The sequence below is a fragment of the Oceanicoccus sp. genome (assembly GCF_029238675.1).
Taxonomy (GTDB): domain Bacteria; phylum Pseudomonadota; class Gammaproteobacteria; order Pseudomonadales; family Dasaniaceae; genus Oceanicoccus.
Map to the genome: position 1 here is coordinate 38828 of NZ_JAQWFR010000024.1, position 18645 is coordinate 57472.

Sequence of the window (18645 nt, forward strand, 5' to 3'; positions counted from 1 at the left end):
TATTTGAGTTTCGTCCAGTATTCGAGATGAAATATTTGTTACTTTTTAGAAATTATATTGTAACAAACGATTTAACTAAGGGGATAATTTGTATTTAAGTTATTGTTTATAAAGAAATAAAACAAAAATTATGCCGACTTTTAAAAGGTAACACTTTTTGAAATATTTTAGAAATAAAAGTGTTACCTTTTCGGGTGGAGAGTGGTGATTTATTAAGTTGTGTAGTGGTTTAAATGATGCCACTAGATATAGTGGCATCAGACACGCCATGCCCCACCACCAAATCCCTTGCCTGCAACCAACACCACGGTGATAATGGCCTGCGCAAAAATAATCCTCCTAACATTAGTCAGTCAGTCGATTCCCAATCGCCGATCTGCGCTATAACCGCGAAGCCAAAAACGACCATGACAGAGACAGCCAGCAAACCCATCGTATTAGTCGATGGTTCTTCCTATCTATATCGTGCCTATCATGCCTTGCCACCCCTGACTAACTCCAGGGGACATGCCACAGGGGCAGTCAAAGGCGTTATCAATATGATGCGGCGTTTGCTGAAAGATTATCCTGGCAGTCAGGTTGGGGTGATATTCGACGCCAAGGGCAAAACTTTCAGGGATGATATCTACCCGGAGTACAAAGCCCAGCGTCCACCCATGCCAGATGATTTACGGGAGCAGATCGAGCCCATCCATAACATTATCAAAGCCATGGGCCTGCCCCTGATTATTGTTGACGGGGTAGAGGCAGATGATGTGATTGGCACTTATGCTCGCCAGGCCACCGAGCAGGGACTGGATGTTGTGGTTTCAACCGGCGATAAAGATATGGCGCAGCTGGTTAACCAGCATGTCACATTAGTGAATACCATGACCGCTACAGTGATGGACGAGGAGGGCGTGATGGCCAAATTCGGCATTCCGCCATCGCTGATTATTGACTACCTGGCACTGAAGGGTGACAAGGTCGATAACATTCCAGGGGTTGCCGGTGTGGGTGAAAAGACAGCCCTGGGGCTGCTGCAGGGAATAGGGGGGCTGGATACTCTCTATGCCAATTTAGACAAGGTCTCTGAGCTTGCTCTCCGTGGTGCCAAAACCTTAGCCGCCAAGCTGGAAAAGGAAAAAGCGAATGCTTACTTATCCTATGAGCTGGCTACCATCAAGTTGGATGTAGAGCTAGAAGAAACTGTTGATACTATCTCCGTTGCTGGTCCAGATAGTGAGTTATTACTTACTTACTTCAAAGAAATGGAGTTTAAAACCTGGGTAGAGGAGGTGGAGAAGGGCGGCACCGGTGTTCCTTTAGCTCCCAATGCAGGGCAGGCTGAAAATAGTATCGCGACGCCAGAGGCGCCTGCTGAGAACGACTATCAGGTGGTGCTGACCGAGGCGGACTTTAAGGCATGGCTAGACAAGCTGGAGCAGGCCGATTTATTTGCCTTCGATACAGAAACCACCAGCCTTAATTATATGGAAGCCCGCGTGGTGGGTGTGTCATTTGCGGTGGAGGCGGGCAGTGCTGCTTACGTACCCTTTGGCCATGATTATCTGGGTGCAGAAGAGCAGCTAAGTGAAGACTTCGTCCTGTCATCACTCAAGCCCCTATTAGAAAACCCGGGCAAACCCAAAGTAGGGCAGAACCTGAAATACGACCAAAGTGTACTGGCCAATCACGGTATCGCCCTGCAGGGCATCGACTACGACACCATGCTGGAGTCCTATGTGCTGGATAGCACCGCCAGCCGTCATGATATGGACAGCCTTGCCAAAAATTATTTAGACGTCACCACCACTAAGTTTGAAGATATAGCGGGCAAGGGCGCCAAGCAGCTTACCTTCAACCAAATTCAATTAAGCGAAGCGGGACCCTATGCTGCGGAAGATGCGGATATTACCCTGCGCTTGCATCAAGCCTTATGGCCCAGGCTTGAAGCGGATGCTGCGCTAAAGTCAGTGCTGCAGGAGATCGAGCTACCGCTGGTACCGGTACTGTCCCGAATAGAGCGCAATGGCGCGCTTGTTAGTAAGGAGTTACTTTCAGTCCAGAGCCATGAATTAGGCAAGAGGCTGGAAGAGCTGGAAAAAGAAGCCTTTGATTTGGCGGGGGAGGAATTTAACCTTGGCTCCCCTAAACAGCTGGGCCGCATCCTGTTTGAAAAGCTGGAATTACCGGTGATCAAAAAGACCCCCAAGGGTGCACCTTCTACCGCTGAAGAGGTTCTTGCTGAACTGGCCCTGGACTACCCACTACCCAAATTGCTGATGGAATATCGCGGCCTGAGCAAACTGAAGTCCACCTATACCGATAAGCTACCAGAAATGATTAGCCCAACGACAGGGCGCATTCATACCTCCTATCACCAGGCGGTAACAGCCACCGGCCGTTTGTCTTCCTCAGACCCTAACTTACAAAATATCCCGATTCGCAACGCAGAAGGTCGTCGAGTCAGGCAGGCGTTTATTGCCCCTGAGGGATACAAAATTGTGGCGGCGGATTACTCCCAAATTGAGCTGCGCATTATGGCGCACCTGTCCCAGGACAAAGGCTTGCTGGAAGCCTTTGCGGCGGGCAAAGATATTCACCAGGCAACAGCCGCCGAAGTCTTTGGCTTGCCGCTGGATCAAGTATCGACAGAACAGCGCCGTCGAGCCAAGGCTATTAACTTCGGCTTAATCTATGGCATGTCCGCTTTCGGTTTGGCCAAGCAAATTGATGTGGGCCGCCATGAAGCCCAGCAATATATTGATACCTACTTTGCTCGCTACCCGGGTGTGCATGACTATATGGATCAAACCAAGGCCGACGCCTCAGAAAAAGGCTATGTAGAAACCCTATTTGGCCGTCGCCTGCATTTACCGGAGATCAACGCCAGTAATGGTATGCGTCGTCAAGCTGCACAGCGCACAGCAATTAACGCCCCCATGCAGGGTACCGCCGCGGATATCATTAAAAAGGCCATGGTCACTGTTGACCAATGGCTAAGGGATGCGGATATCGATGCCAAAATGATTATGCAAGTACACGATGAATTGGTGTTTGAAGTGGCCGAGTCATCAATAGAGGTGCTATGCGAGAAAGTCAAACAACTGATGGGTAATGCCGCTAGTTTGGATGCCCCCTTGATCGTCGATGTAGGCAAAGGTGACAACTGGGATGAGGCGCATTAATTTATTGCCGGGTTTATTACTGAGAGTGTGGAACTAAGTAACAGTGGGCGCGGTCATAGTTGCAGTGGTTGAATGCCACCCAGCTAGTGTTCCCCTGCATTAGTTAGTCTCCATGACCAGACTTCTCCCCCTTGGAAGCTCTGGATACGTTACCCGGTGCGATCATGTCGTCGCCGGGTTTTTTTATTCTTCCGGTTCGGCTTCAGCTTTTTCTTCAATGGTTAACCACTGGTTTAGCTTGGCCTGCAGTAGGTCCAGCCCGGTACGCTTCAAAGCAGAAAACAATTGCACACTGACCAGGTCAGCCATCGGCTCCAACTCTTTACGAACCTTCAGCAGGCTATTATTGGCAGGCCCCTTCTTCAGCTTATCCGCCTTGGTCAGCAATATATGCACCGGCATATCGCAGCTCTGGGCCCAGTTCAGCATCATGCGGTCGAAGTCTTGAAGAGGGTGCCGACAGTCCATTAACAAGATCAAACCATAGAGTGATTGCCGTTCCCGCAGGTATTCTTCCAGATGACGCTGCCATTTTTCTTTTACCTCCATCGGCACCTTGGCAAAGCCATAACCCGGTAAATCGACAATGCGCTGGCTATCACTGAGGCTAAAAAAGTTAATTAACTGGGTTCGGCCAGGAGTCTTACTGGTTCTGGCCATTCGCTTATTTTCAGTTAAGGTGTTGATTGCACTTGATTTTCCGGCATTTGATCGGCCGGCAAAGGCCACTTCAATGCCGCTGTCAGCAGGGCATTTGGCTAAAGTGGGGGCGCTGGTTAAGAATTCCGCTTGGCGAAAGTTGATTTTTATTTGGGTCAAAAGAGGGCCTTTTTGAATACTGGTGACAATCTATTACGTTTGGTCATACTACAGGGATGGCGATAGGATGCCACTCTTGTGTATAATGCCGCGGATTTTGCGACCATCTGGCACAAAGTAACACGACCAACCTAAGGGGAATCGAATGAAACAATTACTAATTGCATCTTCAATAGCCTATTTAGCTATGACTAGCCTTGTCACTCAGGCGGCAGACCAGGCGATCATCGATCGCTATAGTAAGAGTTGTGCCGTATGCCATGCCTCCGGTGCTGCGGGCGCGCCTATAACCGGTAATGCTGCCCAGTGGGCGCCACGCCTGGAAAAGGGAATGGACGTGTTGGTAGCCAGTGTTGATAAAGGCATGAACGCTATGCCACCAAAAGGTATGTGTTTTGATTGTACGCCGGAAGAATTCCAGGCTTTGATTCAATATATGGCCACACCAAAAAAGTAAGTTAGCTTAAGCACTGCACACAAGCAGGTGCTCAATATTAAGATCTATTGTTGGAACAACTATGAAAAAATTATTAGTAGGCTTTTTAGTCATTGCAGGTTTTACAGGTTTTGCACAGGCAGGTGGCAATGCCGCTGCAGGCAAAAACAAAGCGGCAACTTGTGTGGCCTGTCATGGCGAAGGCGGTAACAGCATAGTGCCGACCTTTCCTAAATTGGCGGGCCAGAATGAGCGCTATTTAGTGAAGCAACTAAAGGATATCCAGTGTGGCTACCTTTCTGCTCAAGAACAAAAAGCTCAAAAATGTAATGGCCGCGCAGTTCCAACAATGGCAGGTCAATTAGACAACTTTAACGATGCCGATTTAGCCGACATCGCCGCTTACTACGCGAGCCAGGCCGCTTCAGGTGGCCAGGCCAAGGCGGCAAATGCAGCCAAAGGTGAAGAAATTTACCGTGCCGGTATTCGCAGCAAAGGTGTAGCGGCTTGCACCGCCTGCCACTCACCAACAGGCAAAGGTAATGCCCCAGCAGGTTATCCTGCGCTAGGTGGTCAATATGCTGATTACATTGCTGCACAGCTAAGAGCCTTCCGCGCTGCTGCTGATGGCCTGCCGGGTCGTGCCAATGATGGCGACACCAAGATTATGCGCGATGTAGCTTACCGCATGAGCGACAGCGAAATTGATGCTGTAGCAAGCTATATTTCAGGCTTGTATTAATTCCTTATTGTGGATTGTTTAAAAGGTGGCTAAGGCCACCTTTTTTATAGGTCTAACAAACCCAAGGAATTAATCTTGTTATCTGCAGACTAATTGCGTAGCAAAACAATTAAAGCTGTATTAATGTTGCCCGTTAGAAATAATGACTAAATGGAGTAATCCCATGAATCGTTTTATTAAGATGCCAGTCATCCTTACTGCCCTGGTATTAATAATGACATCCGCTTTCGCTAGTGCACAGGAACCAGTTGCTGGCAAAGACTATGTGGTACTAGATCAGCCTGTTCGCACCCGTGACAGCAGCAAAGTCGAAGTAGTGGAAGTATTTTGGTATGGCTGCAGTCACTGTTACAGCTTTGAGCCACTGATTAAACAATGGAAAAAGCGCAAGCCTGATTATGTCGATTTCCAGCAGTCCCCGGCGATGTGGAATGCCAATATGAAAACCCACGCGGCCATGTTTTTTACTGCCGAAGTACTGGGTGTGATGGATAAACTCCACGACCCTATTTTTACCTCTATGAATGTTGAGCGTAAGCGCCTGGCCAATGCCGGTGAAATTGAAGACCTGTTTGCCGACTATGGTGTTGACCGGGAAGAGTTTCGTAAAACCTTTAAGTCCTTTAGCGTAAACAGCATGGTTAAACAGGCCGATGCCCGTGCTCGTAGCTATAAAATCAGCGGCACACCTGAAATCGTTGTTAATGGTAAGTATCGCGTTTCATCGCGTTTGTCCGGAGGCCAGGCTGAGATGCTGAAAGTGGTGGATTTCTTAGTTGAAAAAGAGCGCGCCCAGCTAGCTAAGTAGCACTTATCCCGTTTTTCATCAGGCGGGCTCCGCCGCCTGATTGCTCATCAATACACAATTAAACCAGTCTGGCCCCACTTAAACCTCGTCATTCCCGCCCTCGCGGAAATAACAGCCTGCTACTAACGAAAACACTTAGGTAAGCAACATTCGGGTCTATACTGAAATCTATCTTTTAGCAAAGCTGGACAAACAAGGCATGAACCGCAAAACCTCCCCCAACACACAAAACGAATGGAAAGATAAATACCTCGAGGCCCTTGATGAACAGGAAAAGCGCGACCGCCAGCAGCAGCAAATGGTCGCTTTATTGTTTAAAGCGGTACTCCGTTTAAGCGTGGTTGCAGAGGGGGTAGACCAGCAATTAGATAAACAGCTTGCAGGTATGCGCCAGATGTTTCGCGATGGCGGCCCATCGGGCAGTGATCTCAATACCGTGGTACAGGCCCTGGAGGGCCAGGTTAAGCGCATGGATATCGTGAAAGACGAGCGTGCCAAGTCAATAGTGCAGGGCTTTCAATTACTCGTCACCACATTACAAAATCTAAAGCCGGAAAAAGATGCCGCCCAGCAACTTAAACGTTTAAATAAAAGCCTGAAAATCCGCAGCGGTTCGGTTCAGGAGTATTCAATACTGGTCAACGAGTTTGCCAAAGTGCAACGGGAGGTGCTGGATGAAAAAAATATTCAGCGTGTCAGCAAACCTTTTTGGCATCAATGGACAGCAGATCATAAAACTCCTGAAACAGAAATTATAGAAATAGCAAAAAAAAGTGCTAGCCCTGAAGCAACTATTAAAGGGGGCTTTACAAAAACAACCCCATTTGCAAAGGCCGAAAATGATAATGACGGACTAGACCTGTCGGATGATGCTGAAGAGCCACGCAACACAGTAGACCCTGCATCCGTTGGCGAAGAGCCGACCTTTTTCCGCTTGAATAAAGCGGTGTGCGAAGTATTACAAGAGCTACTCGAGCAAATCGAACCGCCACCCATGGCCAAAGAAAATTACCAGGCCGCGCAACAGCAAATAGAAAAAGGTTTAAATTGGTATGAGCTGGTGCCCACTCTGGAAGATATCAGCATAGTTGTTATCTCAGCTTTTGATCGCAACCAGCAAGAATTTGAAGTCTTTCTTTCCCAGCTTAATGACCGCTTGCTGCAGGCCTATAAATTTATCAGCGAGTCAGAACAAGCCAATGGGGCGGGGCGTGAAGCGGGCAAACAGCTTAGCAATTCTATGCGCGAGCAAGTCAGTGCTATGCAGCAGTCCGTGCAAGAGGCCACAGAACTGGAACAACTCAAATCAGAAGTTAGCGCTCGGCTCGATCAAATTGTTGTTGCCATGGATCAATACCAGGCGGGCGAACAACAATCTGAAAGTGCCTTGTCTAAAAAACTTGATGCTCTGGTCGAGCAAGTCAAAACCATGGAATCTGCTTCCGCAGATGCAGAGCAGCGTATCGAGGAGCAGCGCCAAAAGGCTCTGCGAGATGTACTAACCCAGCTACCCAATAGGGAGGCTTATAATTTAAGGTTGGAAGTGGAGTTTGAACGGCGGCAGCGCTATAAGCGGCCTTTGTCCATGGTGGTTTGTGATATTGACTTTTTTAAGCGTATTAATGACAGCTACGGCCATTTGGCCGGTGACAAAGTCTTGCGAATTATCGCTAAGACCCTGCGTAAACGTTTACGTAAAACCGACTTTATTGCCCGGCTTGGGGGTGAGGAATTTGTTGTTCTGATGCCGGAAACCGAGCAGGACGAGGCTTATAAAGTGGCGGAGGGTGTAAGGGAGGCAATAGCCAGCTGCCCGTTTCACTTTAAAGACCAGCCCGTATCCATCACCATGTCTTTTGGGGTGTCAGAGTTTGTTGAAGGTGATAGTGGTGACAGGGTTTTTGCCCGTTCTGATAAAGCACTCTATCAGGCAAAGAAAGGGGGTAGAAACCGGTGCGTATTAGCCAAGCCCCCGGGAAATCCCCAGAATTAGGTTAGCTTTTAACCAGCTTGGCCATTCTGCGGGATAAACTTTCACTTTTCACACATTTAACCTCCAATATCTACTATCTACATTGAAAACATCAGCTATAGTATTGTTTAGCAAGAGTTTTTTGAATTTGGCCGTTTAATTGCCGCGTTGTATAAAAAATAATCAACTTTAAGTTCGTGAATAATTAACAGCTATCACCTGTAGCTATTGTGCGGTGTAGGCAGCTTGTGAGATTCTCTATCGCCCTTGATATAGCGGTATTAAAAGCAGTGGAAATAATAATGAAAATTAATGAAATGGCAGCTCGAATTCTAATTTGTTTATGCACATTTTTATTTGCTCATCATGGCTTCGCTGCCCCTTCCTATAAAATCAATCCAGGGGATTTTCTAGCTATTGACGTCTGGAATGAAGACAGCCTGACCAGAGACGTGGTGGTGTCTCCCGATGGTTATATTAGTTTCCCCCTGGCTGGCTCTATCATGATTGGTGGATCCACAACGCTTGAAGCTGAAGATGCTGTTTCAGTGGCTCTGGGTAAGTTTTTAAAAGACACGCCAACTGTCACAATTTCAGTGAAGCAGCTAGCTGGCAACAAAATTTATATCATAGGAAAAGTGCTCCGTCCCGGTGAGTATCCTATCAATCGACCTACTGACGTGATGCAGGCACTATCTATAGCGGGTGGGTTAAACACATTTGCATCAGAAAATAATATTAAAATTTTGCGCCGTCTTAAAACCGGTGAACAAACAGCGATTTCCTTTGAGTATGGTGAGGTTAAAGCTGGCGAGGACCTGGAAACTAATATCGTACTGCAAAGCGGTGACGTTGTCGTCGTGCGATAACAAGCTTGTTACCGATAAGAATTTATAAAAAAAACAGAAGCTCAATGGCTAAAAAATATTCTTTGTATATTGTTAATGCATTTTTTTGCACCATAGTATGTTTTTCATCACCGTTATTTTCAGCGCAACTTTTGCTGGAAAGCGATCTGAATGTAGAGACGGAGTACGATGACAACGCAGGATTAGATGAAAGTTTTAAGGACGAACTTCATGGCGTAAACCTGAAGCCACTGCTTAGAGCGCGCTACGAAGGTGAAAACTGGTCTACTGCGGCGGATCTTGAGCTCATTTTTTCCGAGTACAACCGAACGGAATATAATAGCGATGATCAAAACTTTCAGTTTTCGAGTAATAGGAGAGGCGAGCAATATAGTGCGGGGGTTAACGTTTCAATTCTTCGTTCAACTAACAGAAACAGCGAACTGAATGATTCCGGCCGCTTAACCAACGACCGCTATGAGCTATTGACTTTAAGCCCTTACTATTTTTATACGGTCAATGAGTCTAACTCATTGGCAATAAACTTTTCGGCCAGTGAAAGAAAATACGAGGCCGAAAAGTTTGTCGGCTCTGATACATGGAACTCAACAGTTCGCTGGACGCATAACTTGAATGAGAAGGCTCAGTTGTTTTTAGTCTTTAATGTCTCGAATTATGAGTCTGAAGACCAGACCAGCAGCACCGGCACTTATGTATTTTTTGAGTTAGAGCCGTCCTTAGGTCTGGTGTCGCGGCAGGTAGAACAAAGCTATGTGATTGCTACGGAAGGCGAGGGTGTTCAACTGGGCGGCAGCTACCAATTATCAGAACAGTTAAGTATTGAAGGGCTATTTGGTGATGTGGACTACGAAACAGATTATGACATTACCGACCCTGAAGATGCATGTAATAACCCGAATTACATCGCTTCACCGACTCTGGAGATTAGCAGGGGTCTATGTGATTTGGAAGGTCAGGCGTCCAGTACTGAGTCGATATCGTTTGATATTCGCTGGGAAGATGAAAGGGATACTTTTAACTTTGCCTATAGCGCTACTGCCCAGCCAAGTTCAAGAGGTTATTTATTAGACTCCAGACGTTACAGCCTGGGCTGGAATACTAAGGCATCAGAGACGAGCAGATTTAAAGTTGAAGCCATGTACTCTGAAAACGAAGCTCTGGATCGTTTTACTTCAGACGCTAGCCAGGAAGTCAGTAATAGAGAATTTACACAGATAAAGCTTGAATATAATAAAGATATACTAGAGCAATGGCGGTTAAAAATAGGCTATAGCCATCGTGTACAGAAGCAAAGGGGTAAGGACGCTTCCGGTAATATTGTGCGTTTTGAAATAACCTATAAACCTAGACAGCGATCATGGTCTTTCTAAGATCCAATTAGAGAAAAAGAAATATGAATACGGCAGTTGATTTTGAGGAAGAGACTAAAAGCGTTGGCGATTATGTCAAGCTATTTAAGCGGCGCAAAAAGCAAATGCTTGTGCCCGCGTCAATGGTATTTTCAATTGCTGTGGCAATAGCACTTTTATTGCCCTCTACTTATAAATCTTCAGCGACTATTCTGATCGAGGCACAGCAGATACCGACCGATTTGGTAACTTCCACAGTAACAACCTATGCTGCTCAGCAAATCCAAACAATCAAAGCGCGGATTATGACAATGAAAAATATTATGGGGCTGGTTGAGACCCATAAATTATTCAGCGAAGCTGATTTAAAAGCCAAAGGTGCCAGTGAAATAGTTCATGAATTTACTAAACGGGTGGGGCTGGATGTTATTAGTGCGGGCGTACTTGATTCAAATGGTCGAAAAGCAGAAGCTACCATTGCGTTTTCCCTCAGCTTTGAGCATTCATCGCCCACAAAAGCACAAAAAGTTGCCAACGAAATGGTAAGCCTGTACCTGAATGAAAACCTGCGAGCAAGGGCCGAGCAGTCATCAAGCACCTCCGCATTTTTACAACAGGAAGTGGATAGCCTGGCAAATAAATTGGAAACCCAGGAAGGCAATTTAGCAACCTTTAAACAGGATAATAAAGACAACCTGCCAGCGTTATTTCAATATAATTTAAAAGTTGTTGAGCGTACCAGCAATGATGTTGGTGCCTTGGATATGCGAAAGCAAGATCTTCAAAAGGCATTAATTAGATTAGAATCAGATTTAAGCTTAATCAGCCCCTATACCCCCTCGGTTTTGCCAACGGGAGAAAGGGTTTTAAGCGAGCAGGACAGGCTAAAAGCACTACGCGCCAGATATAGCCAAAATTCTGCGCTCTACAGTGACAGCCACCCCACGGTTGTGCGCAATAAAAGAGAAATTGAAGCGCTGGAAAAAAAGCTGGGTATTGTTGCTGAAGATAATGATGTCTACCTTAAAGAGCTAAGAGAACAAGAAGAAACCCTAAAAGCTCTTAAAGATAAATATACCGATGAGCATCCCAAAGTGACTACACAGGAACAAGTAGTAGCAGCGCTGCAAGAAAAGATTGCCGCTTTACCGGCTGCTACAGAGTCCCAGGCACCGGTGCAGGACCCGGACAACCCATCCTACTTAATGCTTAATGGACAGGTAGAATCTGCAAAATTGGAGTTGGAACTCTTAGATGAGAAGCGCGCCTCCCTGATTGCAAAAAAAGGTAAATATGAACGCTTTGCTGTAAACGCGCCCCTGATTGAGAAAGAATATAATGAGATGGTGCGTGACCTGGATAACACGCGGATTAAATATCAAGAAATAAAAGCCAAGCAGATGACAGCGGAGCTGGCAAAAACACTGGAACAGGGCCGCAAGGGTGAGCGCTTCACGCTGATTGACCCGCCGGAAATTCCACAAAAGCCAGTAAGCCCTAATCGACCGGCAATTATGTTTATGGGCTTTGTACTGGCCGCTGTTACGGGTGTGGTCACTGCCATTTTTGCCGAGGCCCTATCGTCCCGAGTATGGGGTGCGCGAACCTTGGTTGGCATAACCGGTATGCAGCCATTAGTAGAAATACCTTACTTACAAATAGACAGTGAAATTAAAAAAGGCTTAAACAAAAAATATATTATTGCCGGGGCTATGCTGTTTATCGTGATCGCAGGGGCCGCTATAATCCATTTCTTTGTGACACCATTAGATGTCCTTTGGTTTAAGTCATTGCGAAGAATGCCTTAAATTACTCACTAGACTTTAACCAATAGATATCAGAAGACAAGGTTCTCAGCATGGACTACATACAACAAGCAATTGACAAGGCTCGAAATGAGCGTCAAGGAAAAATCGGCAACGCAGCCGAGAATTCCGCGCCCGAAGCAAACCCATCCGCAGGGCCCTTGGCACCTGCGGTTACTGGCGTGCCGGAAGAAATTAATTACACCAAAACACGCCAGGTTAAACTATCGGATGATGTATTAAGGAATAACCGTATTATTGCTGGCTTTGATTTTGACCAGCGCGCGGAGGCCTACCGCCAATTAAGAACACAGGTGCTACAAAAAATTCGTGCTAACGACTGGAAAACCATTGCGGTCACCAGCCCTAATGAAAGCGCTGGAAAATCAATAACCGCCCTGAACCTGGCCATCAGCCTTTCTAAAGAAGTTAACCAAACCGTGCTGTTAGTGGATATGGATTTGCGTAATCCCTGCCTGCTTGAGCTATTAGGCCTGGAGGCAGAGGCAGGCATAGTTGATCATTTAAAAGGTGAAGTTTCTGTTGCTGATATAATGGTTAATCCCGGTTTTGAGCGCTTAGTTATTTTACCAGGTAAAGCGGACCCTCATTACAGTTCTGAAATGCTTTCTTCGCCGCCAATGAAAGAGCTGCTGCATGACCTGACATCTCGCTATGAATCCAGAATCATTGTATTTGATTTGCCAGCATTATTAGTTAACGATGATGCGCTGGTATTTACCCCGGTTGTCGATGCCTCCTTATTGGTGATTGAAGATGGTGGTAGCAGTGAAGAAGACATCAAAAGATCTTTGCAGTTATTAGAGGGTACCGAGCTTTTGGGCACAGTGCTAAATAAAGCGGAATAAACACAGCTCATGTATACACAACACTTCGGTCTTAGCGACAAGCCCTTTAATTTAATTCCGGATCCCGATTATTTATATTTTTCATCAAAGCATAAAATAGGTTTAAGCCTGTTGGAATATGGTTTGATGGAAACCGCCGCGGGCCTTACGGTGATAACCGGGGAGGTGGGCGCAGGCAAGACCACCTTAATCAGAAAGCTAATGCGGCGCATTGACTATACAGCGCTAACCGTAGGTATTATTAATAATACCAGTACCTTTCACGAAGGTTTAATTAGCTGGGTTGTTTCCGCCTTTAACATACCTCACGAAGAAAAAGATAACATTGCCCTCTACAGAGAGTTTCAGAAGTTTTTAATCGCAGAGTATGCCGCGGGCAGACGCTGCGTACTGATCGTAGATGAAGCACAAAATTTAAGTGGTAAGGCACTCGAAGAGCTTCGGATGCTAACCAATATCAATGCTGATAGAGACCAGTTATTGCAAATTGTGCTGGTGGGCCAGCCCGAGTTACTAGACGTGTTATCAAAGCCGGAATATGCACAAATTGCTCAACGTGTGTCTGTAGAGTATCACCTGGAGCCTCTCGATTTTGAAGAGGTTTACGGCTACATCCAGCATCGACTGGAAGTTGCTGGCGGTGCAGATGATATTTTTACTAAGCAGGCAGTGAAGGCCATTTACTATTTCAGTGGTGGCGTGCCACGCCTGGTTAATACCCTGTGTGATTATTGTTTAGTTCATGCCTATGCTTTGGGCAGTGTTGAAGTTGATTTTACCTTGGCGATGGAAGTAAGAAAGGGCCGCAAAGTAGGTGGTGTAAACAGACAGGTAAAAAATGTTGAGTCTGTTGAACAGGTACGGCAGGATCTTATCGCCGAGACAGGTATAGATTTAAAAGCTTTGACTTAAATAAGCTTTCTCTAACCTGTTGATGCAATAACAATAAAAATTAGCAGTACAATTTAGCAGTACAATGATAGGCCGCGTTATAGGTGTATTTGTGAGTATAACAAGAATTACAAAAGGCATAAAAAGACGGCTAAAAAATAATAAAGCCAATAAACTATGTCGTCTGCAAAAAAACCCATTAGCAACAATCAATAAAACGGTGGTAACTACGTTTTATGATTTTGAAGCTGACTATGCCGGAACGGGCAAGCAGCAACCTTGCTTTGCAACCGTAGCCAGAATTTTAGATATAGAAAAAAAACACGGTATACACTCAACCTATAACACCGTGGCAAAACTGGCCCATGATATTCCAGATATAGTGAAAGAAATTCATCATAGGGGCCATGAAATCGCCAGTCACTCTTATGATCACACCGTGCTGCTTCCCCTGAGCCGGCAACAAAAAAAACATAATGTTGAGAGCGCCAAGCAAATGTTTGATGCTCTAGGCTATTCCAATATTGGTCATAGAAGCCCACAGTCTGCCTGGGACTTCACTTTGGTTAAGCAATTGAGTGAAAACAACTATCGTTGGAATGCAGAGAACGGCAGTGAACCATACCCATATATCATTCACCAAACCGAGACCAACAAGCTATGGCGAATGCCAGTACGCGATGATGATTGGTACTATGTCAGGGATAAAATGCAGCCCAAACAAGTATTACAAAAATGGATATCGCTGGTTCAACAGGCCAGGGAAACGCAATCCTATACGGCAATAGGGTTTCATCCCTGGCTACAAGCTTCCGAAGACAAGTTGGTGGTATTGGAAGAGTTCTTTGCATGGCTGGCTGGGCAGGATGATATCGCTGTGATGCCTTTTGGTGAGGTGGTAAACGCTATGGAGAGCCAATGAACATTGTGCAGTCTCGAATAGCGCGAATTAGGCAGGCCTACCACTGGTGGGAGCTAGATCGGCTAAATGATTTCTCCTGGCATTTTCAGGGCGGCCGGGAGCATTTTAAAAAAGAATTTAAAGAGATCGTAAGCTCCCATAAGTGGGTATTTATTGTTGGCTGTAATAACTCGGGCACTAGTATTTTACAAAGAATGCTTGGGCGTGTCGGCAGTGTCTCTACTTTCAAAAAAGAAGGGCAGCGTTATACGCAAGTATTGCCCCGAGCCTATAGACGAGGCTATGAGCGTGTATACATGGAATATGCTGACGCTCTAAAGATGAAGGGCAGCGTCGAGCAAAATGGACCTCGTTTGGTTCACGACTGGACGCGGCATTTACCTCAGCCCTTATCGGATATCATTTTGGAAAAAACGCCAGCCAACGCAACACGTATGCAGTGGCTGCAGGAGTGTTTTCCGAATAGCCGTTTTATTGGTTTGGTAAGAAATGGTTATGCGGTGAGTGAAGGTATTAATAGAAAGTCACATAAAAGTTTCTCAAGAGCTGCAGACCAGTGGCAACATGCCAATAAAGTGCTGCTAGAGAATTCGAAAAATGTTGATCACTATAGGCAGTTTCACTATGAAGACATCGTCGAAGACCCGGGTGCTGCGGTATCGGCCTTAGCGGCATTTGTCGGGGCAGAGGGCGCGGATATATCGGATGTGGCAACGGCCAGTTATGACTTGCCTAACGTGCGAGGCGATACGCCAATGGGTTTAAGAAACCTTAATCAGGATAGCTTTGGCCGCCTTACCCAGCAGCACATTGACATTATCTACCAACATGCTGGTGAACTGCTAGATCACTATAACTATGACCTCAATCGGTAATTAATAGCATGCGCTGGGCCTATATAAAAAATGGCGATGTGGTGTCGCAGTTAGAAAGAGTGGATGCCGACGATGCCAAAGATATCGACGGTGGTCCCGATGCTTTCCTGGTTGATTTTCTAACAGAGAATAAAGGTCAGCCGATATTTTTATTATCCTGTGGATCCAGGGATGAAAGCTATCAAACCGACACTATTGATGCGCGAGTCAAGCGTGTAACGGGGCCAGCCCTGAGCAATGTAAAAAAATTGTTATTGCAACTGCAGTTGATTACTTCAAGTTTTAGCGAAATTAAACGTTTTTCCCCCGATAGAATTATTTGCGGAAGAATTGGACCTTTGCTATGGGTTTGTTTTGTGTTGTCAAAACTCTATTCCATTCCGCTCATTCACTCCAGGCATAATAGCGTTGATGAACATAATTCGAGTTGGCCAAGAAAGCTATTGATGGCCATTGACTCATTGCTATTAAAGCGCATAGAGGGTGTGATTTGTCATGGTCCTTATTTAAAAGACCAAATGATTAATCGTGCAGGTGTACAGCCCAGCAAAGTGGTAGAGTTTGATGTGGGTTATCAAAGCTATTTAAATTCTCCGGAACAAAGCGTTGACAGTAAGCTGCCCCCAAACCCAAACGCCAGATACCTGTTTTTTATTGGCAGGGTATCCGCGATAAAAGGTATTTTTGATTTATTGGATGCCCTGGAGGCCTTATTATTAAAGCACTCCGATATTTACCTCGTAGTGGTTGGCAAAGGCGAACATTCAAGTCGATTGGATCAAGAGGTGGCTCGGAGAAATCTTGATGACCGAGTTATAAGGTTGGGTTTTTGTCCGACCCAGGAAATATCTTCATTATTAAAGCAGGCTCATTTATTAATAACCCCTACCAGAAAAGAATTCCCAGAGGGACGTTGCATGGTAGTGATGGAGGGCTTGGTTATGGGTGTGCCAGTGATTGCCCCAAATTACGGGCCGTTTCCCTTTTTGGTCAAAGACGATACTAACGGAATACTGTATGAGCCTAACTCAACACAACAGTTACAGGCGGGAATTGATGCCCTGTTGACGGATGACAAGCAATATAAACGGTTAGCTGAAGGGGCGCATCAATCGGGTCAGTCACTATTGGAACCTGAGTTGAGATTTTCTCAGGCCGCTAATACTTTATTTGATCAGCTGGGGGCATAGCAGATGACTGATATTATTATACATATGGGTTTGCATAAAACCGCGACAACTACATTGCAGCAACAATTTTTCCCCCATTTTGATCAAATAAACTATATCAATAAGTCCCCTAAAATTACGCGGTTTGTCAACGCAGTATCAAAACAAGACCCTATTTATTTCAACCCCTCGGAGGCGCTGGGCCATTTAGAGGGTGCTATTGATGAAACCCGAGTCAACCTGTTGTCGCGAGAGTCTTTCTCTGGCCCGCCTTATGCGGGCGTTATTGAGCAAGGCCTGGATCATAGGCACTCAATTATTAAAAATCTTAGTGCAGCTTTTCCTGACGGCAAAGTTGTGCTGGTTCTTCGCCGGCAAGATTCATTGGCAAGATCATTCTATCGCCAATACATAAAATTTGGTGGTACAGAGAGTGTTGAGCGTTTTTTTGGTTTTGATGATAGTGGCGTAGCACTTTTCTCCCGTGATCGTTTTATGTTTACCGCCTATGTTGATGCCCTAATGGATCACTTCGAGGGTAGGGTGCTGTTATTGTTGTTTGAAGACTTTGTAGCGGAACCAACGGAATTTTTTAAGACATTAGCTGATTTTATGGGCGTTAAGAATAAGCAGATAGAGATACATCAATCTAATGCCACCCGCTTTGGCGATACCGGTTTAGAGGTTTGTAGGCGACTCAATTGCCTGTTCAGGGCCCAGCTTAACCCCGGTGGGATTATCCCTGGTGTTCCGGTATTAGGTGCCAACGGAATAAAAATGATCAACCCGATGAAGTGGGTGCATGATCATTGGCCAATAAAAGGTGGTTCTAAGGGGGCAATAACAAAAACCAGCCAGCTTATTTTAGATGCTGCAAAACAAGACAATCGCCAACTGGAACAAAAATACAAGCTGGACTTAGAAAAGCATGGCTATTACTAATAGCGAGGGCCTAAAGCAGGGCGCCATGTCTATTATAATATTCTCTGAATAGAGTTCTGAAGGGCAGGTGTTTTTTCGATGCCTTTAATCAGTCCGTAGACCATATAGACTGGAGCAACATAGTGTGAAATGAGGCGGTAGAAAACGTTTTGACCTTTCATTACACCCAATAGGGCATCTAGCAGTATAAGTGCCATTGACAAATAACCCAGCGGTGAAAAGAACAAACCAAAAACAAGCATGGCCAGTATTAGCAGGCCTTTCATGTGCCCAGAGCTATTTAGGCGGGCATAACAACCCTTGCTATTATTGAGGTTTTTTCTAATCACTTTGCCATAATAGATAAATAGACTATTTTTAAACTCGGCTTTTATTCGAGAGGCATCGCTATAGGGAACGGTGTGGTGAACTCCCATAGAAATTGGGATGGCCGTCAAGCGGTACTTTTTTGTTATTCTAAGTGTGTAATCAAAATCCTGGCACTTAACAAAATGGTCATCAAAAGAGCCTATTTCATCAACAATGCTCTTTTTTACCATAAATATTCCGCCACAAGAGTAGCGTTTTTCTTCAGTATTTATAGAGGTGCGGTTTTTAAGAATACTATTTCGCACGGAAAAGGTTTCATCGTATTCATAGTCGTCTAGCTGGCCAAATACTGCATCGGTCTCATTGTTTTGAATTTTGTCTATGCCAGCGGTAATAAATTCGGGATTGAGCTCAACGTCGCCATCAACAAAAAAGACAATATTTTTTGTTGCCAGCTTGAGCCCCTCGTTACGAGCGGTTGCGGCATTTTGTTCGCCCGCTATAGAGACGACGCTCAGGCCCTGGATTTTATCCTTGAATGATAGAGCGACATCCAGGGTCTGGTCAGTGGAGCCAGAGTCAACAAAAATAACGTCACAGTCTGCCATGTCGAATTGAGCAATGGCCTCCAGAGACTTGGCTAATGCAAACTGTTCATTTTTGGCAATTAGAATGAAAGAAACTTGAGTGATTTTCAT

General features: G+C 45.5%; 16 protein-coding genes. 14 read left to right on the plus strand and 2 right to left on the minus strand.

Annotated elements, in window-relative coordinates; translation table 11 throughout:
- Positions 1 to 407 precede the first annotated feature (407 nt).
- On the plus strand, positions 408 to 3170 hold the full coding sequence (polA, locus tag P8H32_RS08270; RefSeq protein WP_301089182.1) for a DNA polymerase I: 2763 nt from the start codon (positions 408 to 410) through the stop codon (positions 3168 to 3170).
- 183 nt (positions 3171 to 3353) lie between these two features.
- Here polA and yihA read toward each other — a convergent pair whose 3' ends face one another.
- The gene (gene yihA, locus P8H32_RS08275; RefSeq protein ID WP_301089144.1) at positions 3354 to 3989 is read right to left on the minus strand and encodes a ribosome biogenesis GTP-binding protein YihA/YsxC; all 636 of its coding nucleotides are present in this window, start codon (positions 3987 to 3989) and stop codon (positions 3354 to 3356) included.
- Between the two features lie 145 nt (positions 3990 to 4134).
- Here yihA and P8H32_RS08280 point away from each other — a divergent pair, with 145 nt between their 5' ends.
- The 13 genes from P8H32_RS08280 (at position 4135) to P8H32_RS08340 (ending at position 17638) form a co-directional block, all read left to right on the plus strand.
- On the plus strand, positions 4135 to 4446 hold the full coding sequence (locus P8H32_RS08280; protein ID WP_297291194.1) for a c-type cytochrome: 312 nt from the start codon (positions 4135 to 4137) through the stop codon (positions 4444 to 4446).
- A 61-nt stretch (positions 4447 to 4507) separates the two neighbouring features.
- Positions 4508 to 5167 carry a c-type cytochrome gene (locus tag P8H32_RS08285; protein WP_297291193.1) on the plus strand — a complete coding sequence of 220 codons (660 nt, stop codon included), beginning with the start codon at positions 4508 to 4510 and terminating at the stop codon, positions 5165 to 5167.
- A 163-nt stretch (positions 5168 to 5330) separates the two neighbouring features.
- On the plus strand, positions 5331 to 5975 hold the full coding sequence (locus P8H32_RS08290) for a thiol:disulfide interchange protein DsbA/DsbL (RefSeq protein ID WP_301089146.1): 645 nt from the start codon (positions 5331 to 5333) through the stop codon (positions 5973 to 5975).
- Positions 5976 to 6174: 199 nt separating this feature from the next.
- Positions 6175 to 7968, plus strand: coding sequence for a GGDEF domain-containing protein (locus P8H32_RS08295; protein WP_301089148.1), 1794 nt, complete (start codon positions 6175 to 6177; stop codon positions 7966 to 7968).
- A 281-nt stretch (positions 7969 to 8249) separates the two neighbouring features.
- Positions 8250 to 8816, plus strand: a complete 567-nt coding sequence (locus P8H32_RS08300) for a polysaccharide biosynthesis/export family protein (RefSeq protein ID WP_301089149.1) — start codon at positions 8250 to 8252, stop codon at positions 8814 to 8816.
- Between the two features lie 44 nt (positions 8817 to 8860).
- Positions 8861 to 10186, plus strand: a complete 1326-nt coding sequence (locus tag P8H32_RS08305) for a hypothetical protein (protein WP_297291189.1) — start codon at positions 8861 to 8863, stop codon at positions 10184 to 10186.
- Positions 10187 to 10209: 23 nt separating this feature from the next.
- Positions 10210 to 11973: a hypothetical protein gene (locus P8H32_RS08310; RefSeq protein WP_301089151.1), complete on the plus strand. Its 1764-nt coding sequence runs from the start codon at positions 10210 to 10212 to the stop codon at positions 11971 to 11973.
- Positions 11974 to 12023: 50 nt separating this feature from the next.
- Positions 12024 to 12839: a CpsD/CapB family tyrosine-protein kinase gene (locus P8H32_RS08315; protein WP_297291187.1), complete on the plus strand. Its 816-nt coding sequence runs from the start codon at positions 12024 to 12026 to the stop codon at positions 12837 to 12839.
- A gap of 9 nt (positions 12840 to 12848) precedes the next feature.
- Positions 12849 to 13751, plus strand: a complete 903-nt coding sequence (locus tag P8H32_RS08320) for an AAA family ATPase (RefSeq protein ID WP_297291186.1) — start codon at positions 12849 to 12851, stop codon at positions 13749 to 13751.
- A 91-nt stretch (positions 13752 to 13842) separates the two neighbouring features.
- Entirely contained in the window at positions 13843 to 14652 is an 810-nt protein-coding gene (locus tag P8H32_RS08325; RefSeq protein WP_301089153.1) for a polysaccharide deacetylase family protein, read from the plus strand.
- Positions 14649 to 15527 (plus strand): sulfotransferase, encoded by an 879-nt coding sequence (locus P8H32_RS08330; RefSeq protein WP_297291184.1) that lies wholly within the window; start codon positions 14649 to 14651, stop codon positions 15525 to 15527. Before P8H32_RS08325 ends, P8H32_RS08330 begins: the two co-directional genes overlap by 4 nt.
- Positions 15528 to 15535: 8 nt before the next feature.
- A complete protein-coding gene (locus tag P8H32_RS08335; protein ID WP_297291183.1) occupies positions 15536 to 16717 on the plus strand; it encodes a glycosyltransferase family 4 protein in 1182 nt (393 codons plus the stop codon).
- 3 nt (positions 16718 to 16720) lie between these two features.
- Entirely contained in the window at positions 16721 to 17638 is a 918-nt protein-coding gene (locus P8H32_RS08340) for a sulfotransferase (protein WP_301089155.1), read from the plus strand.
- A gap of 32 nt (positions 17639 to 17670) precedes the next feature.
- Here P8H32_RS08340 and P8H32_RS08345 read toward each other — a convergent pair whose 3' ends face one another.
- Positions 17671 to 18645, minus strand: coding sequence for a glycosyltransferase family 2 protein (locus P8H32_RS08345; RefSeq protein WP_301089157.1), 975 nt, complete (start codon positions 18643 to 18645; stop codon positions 17671 to 17673).

Bases quoted from the DNA above. Each gene is read 5' to 3' on its own strand.
- P8H32_RS08290 (WP_301089146.1), top strand. From the start codon at position 5,331: ATGAATCGTTTTATTAAGATGCCAGTCATCCTTACTGCCCTGGTATTA.
- P8H32_RS08345 (WP_301089157.1), bottom strand. From the start codon at position 18,645: ATGAAAATCACTCAAGTTTCTTTCATTCTAATTGCCAAAAATGAACAG.
- P8H32_RS08300 (WP_301089149.1), top strand. From the start codon at position 8,250: ATGAAAATTAATGAAATGGCAGCTCGAATTCTAATTTGTTTATGCACA.
- P8H32_RS08305 (WP_297291189.1), top strand. From the start codon at position 8,861: ATGGCTAAAAAATATTCTTTGTATATTGTTAATGCATTTTTTTGCACC.
- P8H32_RS08320 (WP_297291186.1), top strand. From the start codon at position 12,849: ATGTATACACAACACTTCGGTCTTAGCGACAAGCCCTTTAATTTAATT.
- P8H32_RS08330 (WP_297291184.1), top strand. From the start codon at position 14,649: ATGAACATTGTGCAGTCTCGAATAGCGCGAATTAGGCAGGCCTACCAC.
- P8H32_RS08310 (WP_301089151.1), top strand. From the start codon at position 10,210: ATGAATACGGCAGTTGATTTTGAGGAAGAGACTAAAAGCGTTGGCGAT.
- P8H32_RS08335 (WP_297291183.1), top strand. From the start codon at position 15,536: ATGCGCTGGGCCTATATAAAAAATGGCGATGTGGTGTCGCAGTTAGAA.
- P8H32_RS08295 (WP_301089148.1), top strand. From the start codon at position 6,175: ATGAACCGCAAAACCTCCCCCAACACACAAAACGAATGGAAAGATAAA.
- polA (WP_301089182.1), top strand. From the start codon at position 408: ATGACAGAGACAGCCAGCAAACCCATCGTATTAGTCGATGGTTCTTCC.
- P8H32_RS08340 (WP_301089155.1), top strand. From the start codon at position 16,721: ATGACTGATATTATTATACATATGGGTTTGCATAAAACCGCGACAACT.
- P8H32_RS08280 (WP_297291194.1), top strand. From the start codon at position 4,135: ATGAAACAATTACTAATTGCATCTTCAATAGCCTATTTAGCTATGACT.
- P8H32_RS08285 (WP_297291193.1), top strand. From the start codon at position 4,508: ATGAAAAAATTATTAGTAGGCTTTTTAGTCATTGCAGGTTTTACAGGT.
- P8H32_RS08315 (WP_297291187.1), top strand. From the start codon at position 12,024: ATGGACTACATACAACAAGCAATTGACAAGGCTCGAAATGAGCGTCAA.